The 7,904-nt window shown below is 29.6% G+C and carries 8 protein-coding genes; 7 read left to right on the top strand and 1 reads right to left on the bottom strand.

Features of this window, described 5'->3' with window-relative positions; translation table 11 throughout:
• The first annotated feature begins 204 nt into the window (after nt 1-204).
• Nucleotides 205-2,655 (top strand): replication restart helicase PriA, encoded by a 2,451-nt coding sequence (gene priA / locus FHG05_RS14365; protein WP_140998796.1) that lies wholly within the window; start codon nt 205-207, stop codon nt 2,653-2,655.
• Here priA and FHG05_RS14360 read toward each other — a convergent pair.
• Nucleotides 2,652-3,347, bottom strand: a complete 696-nt coding sequence (locus FHG05_RS14360) for a LytR/AlgR family response regulator transcription factor (RefSeq protein WP_130734981.1) — start codon at nt 3,345-3,347, stop codon at nt 2,652-2,654. The genes priA and FHG05_RS14360 overlap by 4 nt on opposite strands.
• 169 nt (nt 3,348-3,516) lie before the next feature.
• Here FHG05_RS14360 and rpsF point away from each other — a divergent pair, with 169 nt between their 5' ends.
• The 6 genes from rpsF to FHG05_RS14330 all read left to right on the top strand — a co-directional run bounded on the left by rpsF (nt 3,517) and on the right by FHG05_RS14330 (nt 7,900).
• Nucleotides 3,517-3,858 (top strand): 30S ribosomal protein S6, encoded by a 342-nt coding sequence (gene rpsF, locus FHG05_RS14355; protein WP_140998795.1) that lies wholly within the window; start codon nt 3,517-3,519, stop codon nt 3,856-3,858.
• Between the two features lie 2 nt (nt 3,859-3,860).
• On the top strand, nt 3,861-4,157 hold the full coding sequence (rpsR, locus tag FHG05_RS14350; RefSeq protein WP_072785428.1) for a 30S ribosomal protein S18: 297 nt from the start codon (nt 3,861-3,863) through the stop codon (nt 4,155-4,157).
• Nucleotides 4,158-4,222: 65 nt separating this feature from the next.
• The gene (gene rplI, locus FHG05_RS14345) at nt 4,223-4,666 is read left to right on the top strand and encodes a 50S ribosomal protein L9 (RefSeq protein ID WP_140998794.1); all 444 of its coding nucleotides are present in this window, start codon (nt 4,223-4,225) and stop codon (nt 4,664-4,666) included.
• A 64-nt stretch (nt 4,667-4,730) separates the two neighbouring features.
• A complete protein-coding gene (locus FHG05_RS14340) occupies nt 4,731-5,204 on the top strand; it encodes a DUF6495 family protein (RefSeq protein ID WP_140998793.1) in 474 nt (157 codons plus the stop codon).
• A 7-nt stretch (nt 5,205-5,211) separates the two neighbouring features.
• On the top strand, nt 5,212-7,212 hold the full coding sequence (gene ligA, locus FHG05_RS14335; RefSeq protein ID WP_140998792.1) for an NAD-dependent DNA ligase LigA: 2,001 nt from the start codon (nt 5,212-5,214) through the stop codon (nt 7,210-7,212).
• Nucleotides 7,205-7,900, top strand: coding sequence for a lysoplasmalogenase family protein (locus tag FHG05_RS14330; protein ID WP_140998791.1), 696 nt, complete (start codon nt 7,205-7,207; stop codon nt 7,898-7,900). The genes ligA and FHG05_RS14330 overlap by 8 nt, the downstream gene beginning before the upstream one ends.
• Nucleotides 7,901-7,904: the final 4 nt, after the last annotated feature.

Raw genomic sequence — 7,904 nt, 5'->3', positions numbered from 1 at the left:
GAGAAGTTAAGCCCGACTGCGCAGATGGTACTGCAATCTTGTGGGAGAGTATGTCGTCGCCTTTCTTTTGAAAACCCTTATCTAATCGATAAGGGTTTTTTGTTTTTATATAGTTTAAAATAAAATTGGTTTATTATTTTGTAATCAATTATTGATTTAATAAAAACACTTTTTTTCTCTTCTCTTTTTGATTTATATTTGCTTATGCGATATTTTATAGATGTTATTTTACCATTAGCTCTTAAAAAAACTTTTACTTATGAAGTTTCTGAAGCTGAATTTAATTATATTGAAAAAGGTATGCGAGTTGCTGTTCCTTTTGGTAAAAATAAAGTTTATACATCTTTAGTATTAGACAAGAATAATACCCCTCCTCTGCATTATGTAGCTAAACAAATTGAAACTATATTAGATATTACGGTCATAATAAACTCCTATCAGATTGAGCATTGGAAATGGATTTCAGATTATTATATGTGTTCATTAGGTGAAGTTTTTAAAGGTGCTTTACCTTCAGGGTTATTATTAGAGAGTGAAACTATAATCTCTAAAAAAAATGATTTGGTATATCCTGTTTCCGATTTAAAGGATGAAGAGTATTTAATTTATGAAGCATTGCAATTACAATCTTCAATTTCAGTTGGAGAAATTGTAAAATTATTAAATAGAAAAAATGTTTTTCCTGTTATTAATGGTATGTTGTCTAAAGGTGCATTAGTAATTCAAGAAGAAATAAAAGAAACCTATAAACCTAAAAAAATAAAATATGTAAAAATTCAAGATGAGTTTTTGCAAAAGGAACGGCTAGAAGAATTGTTGCTTATTGTTTCCAAAGCAAAAAAACAACATAGTTTGATATTGAATTATTTTCAATTGAGAGCTATAGAGAAAAGAGATATTGAAGTTAAATATTTACTTGAGTTTTCCAATTCTTCTTCTTCAGTTTTGAAGTCATTAATTGATAAAGGAATTTTTGAAGAGTTTTATCTAAATCAAGATAGGGTCATATTTGAAAAAGATGATGCTGCTAATTTTAATTTAAGTGTTTCTCAAGAAATAGCTTTAACTCAGATTAAAGAAACATACAAGAGTTTTGATATTACTTTACTTCATGGAGTTACTTCTTCAGGTAAGACAGAAATATATATTAAGTTAATTGAAGAATATTTAATTCTAGATAAGCAAATTTTATTTTTATTACCAGAAATAGCGCTAACAACCCAGTTGGTACAAAGGTTAACGGCATATTTTGGTAATCAAATTTCTGTTTTTCATTCAAAATACAATGTTAATGAAAGGATTGAAGTGTGGAATAATGTATTGGAGAATTCTGATAAAGCAAAAATTGTTATTGGAGTTCGAAGTGCTTTATTTTTACCTTTTTCAAATTTAGGCCTGGTGATTGTCGATGAAGAACATGAACAAACTTTTAAGCAACAAGATCCAGCTCCAAGATATCATGCAAGAGATGCAGCAATTGTATTGGCTAAATTACATAATGCTAAAGTTTTATTAGGTAGTGCAACTCCAAGTTTGGAATCCTATTATAATGTAAAAAATAATAAATATGGTTTGGTTGAATTGTCTGAAAGATATGGTAATGTAACGCTTCCGGAAATAAAGATAATTGATTTAAAAGATAAATATTTTAGAAAGAGAATGCAAGGTCATTTTTCAGATGAGTTGTTAGAACTTATAACTGAAAAAATATCTTTTGGAGAGCAAGTAATTCTATTTCAAAATAGAAGAGGCTATTCTCCATTTGTTGAATGTATGACTTGCGGACATGTGCCTCATTGTCCTAACTGTGATGTAAGTTTGACTTATTATAAATTTAAAAATCAATTGCGTTGTCATTATTGTAGTTATTCTATTGCAAACCCATCTCATTGTCATCATTGTCAATCAGCAGATCTTACTACTAAAGGTTTTGGAACTGAACAGATTGAAATGGAATTAAAGTCTTTATTCCCAACTAAATCTATTGGTAGAATGGATCAGGATACTACAAGAGGGAAATATGGTTATGAAAAAATTATTGACGCTTTTAAAAATAAAGAGATTGATATTCTTATTGGTACACAAATGTTGGCCAAAGGACTTCATTTTGATAATGTTACATTAGTAGGTATTTTAAATGCAGATAATATGCTGAATCAGCCTAATTTTAGAGCTTACGAAAGAGCCTTTCAAATGATGACTCAAGTTGCTGGTAGAGCTGGTAGGAAAGAAAAAAAAGGAATCGTTTTGATACAAACTTACAATCCTTACCATAATACCATACAACAAGTAGTTAATAATGATTATAAAGCCATGTATAAAGAGCAGATATATGAAAGACAGAATTTTAAATATCCACCCTTTTACAGATTAATCAAACTTACGCTTAAACATAGAGATTATGAAAAGCTGAAAGAATCATCACTTTGGCTATATAATGTTCTTGTGCAGCAATTGCAAATACCAATACTTGGTCCAGAAGAGCCTGTTGTAAGTAAAATTAGAAATGAATATATACGTACTATAATTATTAAGATTCCTACTACTATTCATTTAGGTAAAACAAAAAGAACTATTGAAAAAATAATTCAAAGTTTTGATGCGATTTCACAATATCGTGCAGTAAAAATAACAGTTAATGTAGATCACTATTAGATTGCTTCAATAGCTTTGCTAATCACATCTTTTTTGTTTCTGCTTATTGGAATTTTTTGGCCATCAATTTCAGCAAATTTACTATTGAATTTTTCTACTCGATCTAAATTAACAATGTAAGATTTGTGAACTCTTATAAATTTACCTTGAGGAAGTTCGTTTTCAAAAGATTTCATAGTAGATAAAACCAAATGACTTTCGTCATCAGTAACTACTTTGATATAATCCCCATAAGCTTCAATCCATTTAATTTTGTGAGTAAAAACTTTTAATTTCTTCAGATTGCTTTTTATAATAATAGCTTCGCCTAATTCTTCATGAGATTCATTTCGTAATTGATGTAATTCTAAAGCTTTTTTAACCGCTTTTAAAAAACGGTCTTTAGATATTGGTTTCTGAAGAAAATCAGTTGCTTCATAATCAAATGCTTTCACAGCATAATCTGCTTTCGAAGTGATAAAGATAATCTGAGGCTTAACTTTTAAACCATCTAATAAATCAAAACCACTAATTAAGGGCATTTCTATATCTAGAAAAATTAAATCAACATTATTATTATTTAGGGAATTTTTTGTTTCTAAAGCATTAGCAAAATCTCCAACTAAATGTAGATTAGTTGATTCATTAACTAGTTTGGTTATTGTCATTCTCTGTATCGCACTATCGTCAACGACTATACAATTCAACTTCATAGGTCTAAATTTAAAGCTAAAAGTATGCTAAAAAAATTAATAGAACAAATAAAAACGTAAATAAAACAAATAAAAACGTAAATAAAACACAATTAATCGCAGATATGTTGTTATTTAAAATAAATTTTATATTTTTGCACCCAATTTAAACAAAATTAATATAATTATTATGAATCATTATGAAGCTGTTTTCATCTTGAATCCCGTTTTATCTGAACAACAGATAAAGGAAACAGTAAGCAAATTTGAAGATTTTCTTACTTCTAAAGGGGCTGAGATGGTATCAAAAGAAGATTGGGGCTTAAAAAAATTAGCTTATGAAATTCAACACAAGAAAAGTGGATTTTATCACTTATTTGAATTTAAAGCACCAGGAGAAATTATTGCAAGTTTTGAAACTGAATTTCGTCGTGACGAAAGAGTAATGCGTTTCTTAACAGTTACTTTAGATAAACATGCAATTTCTTGGGCAGAAAGAAGAAGAGTAAAATTAAAAGCTAAATCAAACTAATTATGTCAACTTTAGAGCAATCTGCAAAAGGAAAAAAAGAAGGAGATATCAGATATCTTACTCCTTTAAATATAGAGACTAACAAACAAAAGAAATATTGTCGTTTCAAAAAATCTGGTATTAAGTATGTAGATTATAAAGATCCAGATTTCTTATTGAAATTCGTTAACGAGCAAGGTAAAATTTTACCAAGACGTTTAACAGGTACTTCTTTAAAATACCAAAGAAAAGTGTCTGTAGCTGTTAAAAGAGCACGTCACTTAGCTTTAATGCCTTACGTGGCTGATTTATTAAAATAATTATCAATAATAAGTTGTTGCTGCGATTTTTTCGGAGCTAACTTCTAAAATAAAAGGACATCAACATGGAACTTATCTTAAAACAAGACGTTCAAAATTTAGGATTTAAAGATGACGTAGTTACTGTGAAAAACGGTTACGGTCGTAATTACTTAATCCCTCAAGGGTTTGCTATTTTAGCTACTCCTTCTGCTAAAAAAGTTTTAGCTGAAAATTTAAAGCAAAAAGCACACAAAGAGCAAAAATTAGTTGACGATGCAAATAAAATTGCTGAAGCATTAAAAGCTCTTGAGATTAAAATTAGTGCTAAAGCAGGTGGTGATAAATTATTTGGTTCTATTACTAATGCAAATATCGCTGAAGCTTTAGAAGCTAACGGTCAAGCAATTGATAAAAAATTCATCACTAGTGGTATCGTTAAACGTGTAGGTAAATATACTGCAAACGTAAGACTTCATAGAGATGTAATCGTTGAGTTACCATATGAAATTATCGCTGAAAAAGCTTAATTTTTTTATAAAAAATATTTTATAGCCCTTCCTTTTTGGAGGGCTTTTTTTTTATATTTACAACATGAAGTATATAAGACTTACGAAAGAGCAATTAGAAGAGCTTCATCCTGAATTTGTTACTTTTTTAGCAACTCAATCTATTGATAAAAAAGAATGGGATGAATTAAAAAAAAATAAACCAGAAATAGCTGAACAAGAAATAGATGTCTTTTCTGATATGATTTGGGACAGAGCGATTTCCAATGTGAATTTTATTGACCATTTTTCAAAAAATTATATTTTCTTATTCAAATGTGTTGAAAACACAGTATATTCATACATTATCAATAGTAATGTTTCTAATGTTGATTTTTTAACTTCTGATGGAATTAATTGGTTAAGTGAAAATATATTTTCAGATGATATTGAAATAAAGAAGGGGAAAAAAGATATTTCAGAAGATAGAAATGGTTCTCTGTTTTCAATTATTAAACAAGGAGGAATCATAAGTAAAGGGGAATTGTTTACTAAATTAGAACATCTTTTAAATCAATAGTTTATTCATGAATAGCATTGAAACCATCCAATCTTTAAGAGAAGAATTAAACCAACATAATTATAATTATTATGTTTTGGATAAACCTACCATTTCAGATTTTGAATTTGATTCCAAATTAAAGCAGCTGCAGGAATTAGAAGCGAAACATCCAGAATTATATGATGAGAATTCTCCTACGGTTAGAGTAGGTGGTGCAGTTACCAAAAATTTTGAAACAGTACATCATGAATACAGAATGTATTCTCTAGATAATTCGTATTCTAAAGATGATTTGTTGGATTGGGAAAAAAGATGTCAGAAAATTTTAGGTGATGTTCCTTTGGCGTTTACTTGTGAACTTAAGTATGATGGTGCTTCTATTAGTATCTTATATGAAGGCGGAAAATTGAAAAGAGCGGTTACAAGAGGGGATGGATTTCAAGGAGATGATGTAACCAATAACATAAAAACAATTAAATCCGTTCCAATTCATTTGAAAGGTGATTATCCAGATAAGTTTGAAATTAGAGGTGAAATTATTTTGCCTTTTGCCGGATTTGAAAAAATGAATCAAGAATTAATTGAAATTGGTGAAACTCCTTATTCCAATCCTAGAAATACTGCTTCAGGAAGTTTAAAATTACAAGATAGTGCAGAAGTAGCAAAACGACCTCTGGATTGTTTATTGTATACATTAGTAGGTCCCAATTTGTCAATTATGAGTCAGTATGAAGGACTTCAAAAAGCTAGAGAATGGGGATTTAAAGTGCCCAAAGAATCCAAGTTAGTCAATAGCATAGATGAAGTTTTTGAGTTTATTAACTATTGGGATATACATCGACATAATTTACCTTATGAAACGGATGGAGTAGTTGTGAAAGTGAATCAAATTCCATATCAAGATGAACTAGGATATACCTCTAAGTCTCCCAGATGGGCTATGGCTTATAAATTTAAAGCGGAGCAAGTAACCACGGTTTTAAATTCTATTTCCTATCAAGTGGGAAGAACTGGAGCTATTACACCAGTGGCAAATTTAGAGCCTGTTCAGTTAGCTGGTACAATTGTAAAAAGAGCTTCTTTACACAATGCAGACCAAATTCAAAAGCTAGATATTAGAATTCACGATACGGTTTTTGTAGAAAAAGGAGGAGAAATTATTCCTAAAATTATTGGTGTTGATTTAGACCAAAGACCATTAACTAGTCAACCAACAGCATATATTACACATTGTCCTGAGTGTAATACTGCTTTAGTAAGAATAAACGGTGAAGCTAATCATTATTGTCCTAATTTTTATGGTTGTCCTCCTCAAATTATTGGGAGAATACAGCATTTTATTTCTAGAAAAGCCATGGACATTGATGGTCTTGGTGGAGAAACTGTAGCTTTGTTGTATAATGCTAATTTGGTTTCTAATTATGCAGATTTATATGAATTGACCAAAGAACAAATAGTTCCTTTAGAGCGGATGGCTGATAAATCGGCTGAAAATTTGATTAATGGAATTGCAAATTCTAAAAGTATTCCTTTTGAACGTGTTTTATATGCTTTAGGTATTCGATATGTGGGTGAAACTGTTGCTAAAAAATTAGCGAAACACTATAAAACGATTGATGCGCTAGCTAAAGCCACTGTAATGGATTTAGTACTAGTCGATGAAATTGGAGAAAAGATTGCGCAAAGTGTGGTGCAATTTTTTGAAAATGAAGCGAATCAAATGCTTATTGATAGACTTAAAAGTTATGGAATTCAGTTGGAAGTAAGTGAATCAGATAGCACCTCAATTTCTGATAAATTAAGTGGTAAGATTTTTGTGGTTTCGGGTGTTTTTGAAAGCTATTCTAGAGATGAGTTGAAAAAAGCAATTGAAGATAATGGAGGTAAGGTAGGAAGCTCTATTTCTTCTAAAACACATTATGTAATTGCAGGAGCGAATATGGGACCTTCCAAATTAGAAAAGGCAAATCAATTAAATATTCCCATTTTAGACGAATATGAATTTAATAAAATGATTGATGCCTAAACTGAATGCTTCTTTGGGATTGTATATTCTCGCTGGTGTTCTTTATGTTGTTTCCTCTTGTTTAGACAATGAATGGGTTACATTAGTAACTAAACCCATAATCATTCCTTCAATCGTTTTTTATTATTTTACTCAAATACGAAGAAAAAGTGACGATTTGTTTGTGTTGTCATTAGTGCTATTCTTTTTTGGTGATATTTTATACTTAATCAATATAGAAGATTACTATTTTTTTGGACTTTTTTTGTTTTTGATTCCCTATTTAATCATCATTTATTTTATTTACAAAGACTTTAGGTTGCTATTGCAAGTGCGCCCTATAAAAAAAATAGACATCTCATTAGTTATTGTACTACTAACCATGCTATATTTAACCTATAGCTTACTAACCTTAATTGAATTTAGTTCTAATAAGGAGTTCGTTTATATTTTATTGTTTAGTATAGAATTGTTTTTAATGACCTTACTTACTGCTCTCGTTTTTCTCTATTCGAGTTATAGAAAAAATGCTTATCTAGCTTTTACTATCGTCTCTTTTATTTTGTCAGACGTTTTTTTTATGCTAGATAAGCAATTTAACTTAGTCGTTTTTAAATTGGTCAACACGTTAACCCAAACGATTTCCTATTATTTTTATGTGATGTATTTTTTGGAGCGCACTTCTTTAAGAAGAAGGTACCTCAAATAAATCT

Source organism: Flavobacterium profundi, assembly GCF_006491645.1.
In the GTDB taxonomy this organism is placed as follows: domain Bacteria; phylum Bacteroidota; class Bacteroidia; order Flavobacteriales; family Flavobacteriaceae; genus Flavobacterium; species Flavobacterium profundi.
This window is presented reverse-complemented; position numbering and strand designations above follow the sequence as displayed.

Coding starts and splice junctions, on each gene's coding strand:
- FHG05_RS14330 (WP_140998791.1), top strand. CDS start 7,205: ATGCCTAAACTGAATGCTTCTTTGGGATTGTATATTCTCGCTGGTGTT.
- rpsR (WP_072785428.1), top strand. CDS start 3,861: ATGTCAACTTTAGAGCAATCTGCAAAAGGAAAAAAAGAAGGAGATATC.
- rpsF (WP_140998795.1), top strand. CDS start 3,517: ATGAATCATTATGAAGCTGTTTTCATCTTGAATCCCGTTTTATCTGAA.
- priA (WP_140998796.1), top strand. CDS start 205: ATGCGATATTTTATAGATGTTATTTTACCATTAGCTCTTAAAAAAACT.
- FHG05_RS14360 (WP_130734981.1), bottom strand. CDS start 3,347: ATGAAGTTGAATTGTATAGTCGTTGACGATAGTGCGATACAGAGAATG.
- FHG05_RS14340 (WP_140998793.1), top strand. CDS start 4,731: ATGAAGTATATAAGACTTACGAAAGAGCAATTAGAAGAGCTTCATCCT.
- rplI (WP_140998794.1), top strand. CDS start 4,223: ATGGAACTTATCTTAAAACAAGACGTTCAAAATTTAGGATTTAAAGAT.
- ligA (WP_140998792.1), top strand. CDS start 5,212: ATGAATAGCATTGAAACCATCCAATCTTTAAGAGAAGAATTAAACCAA.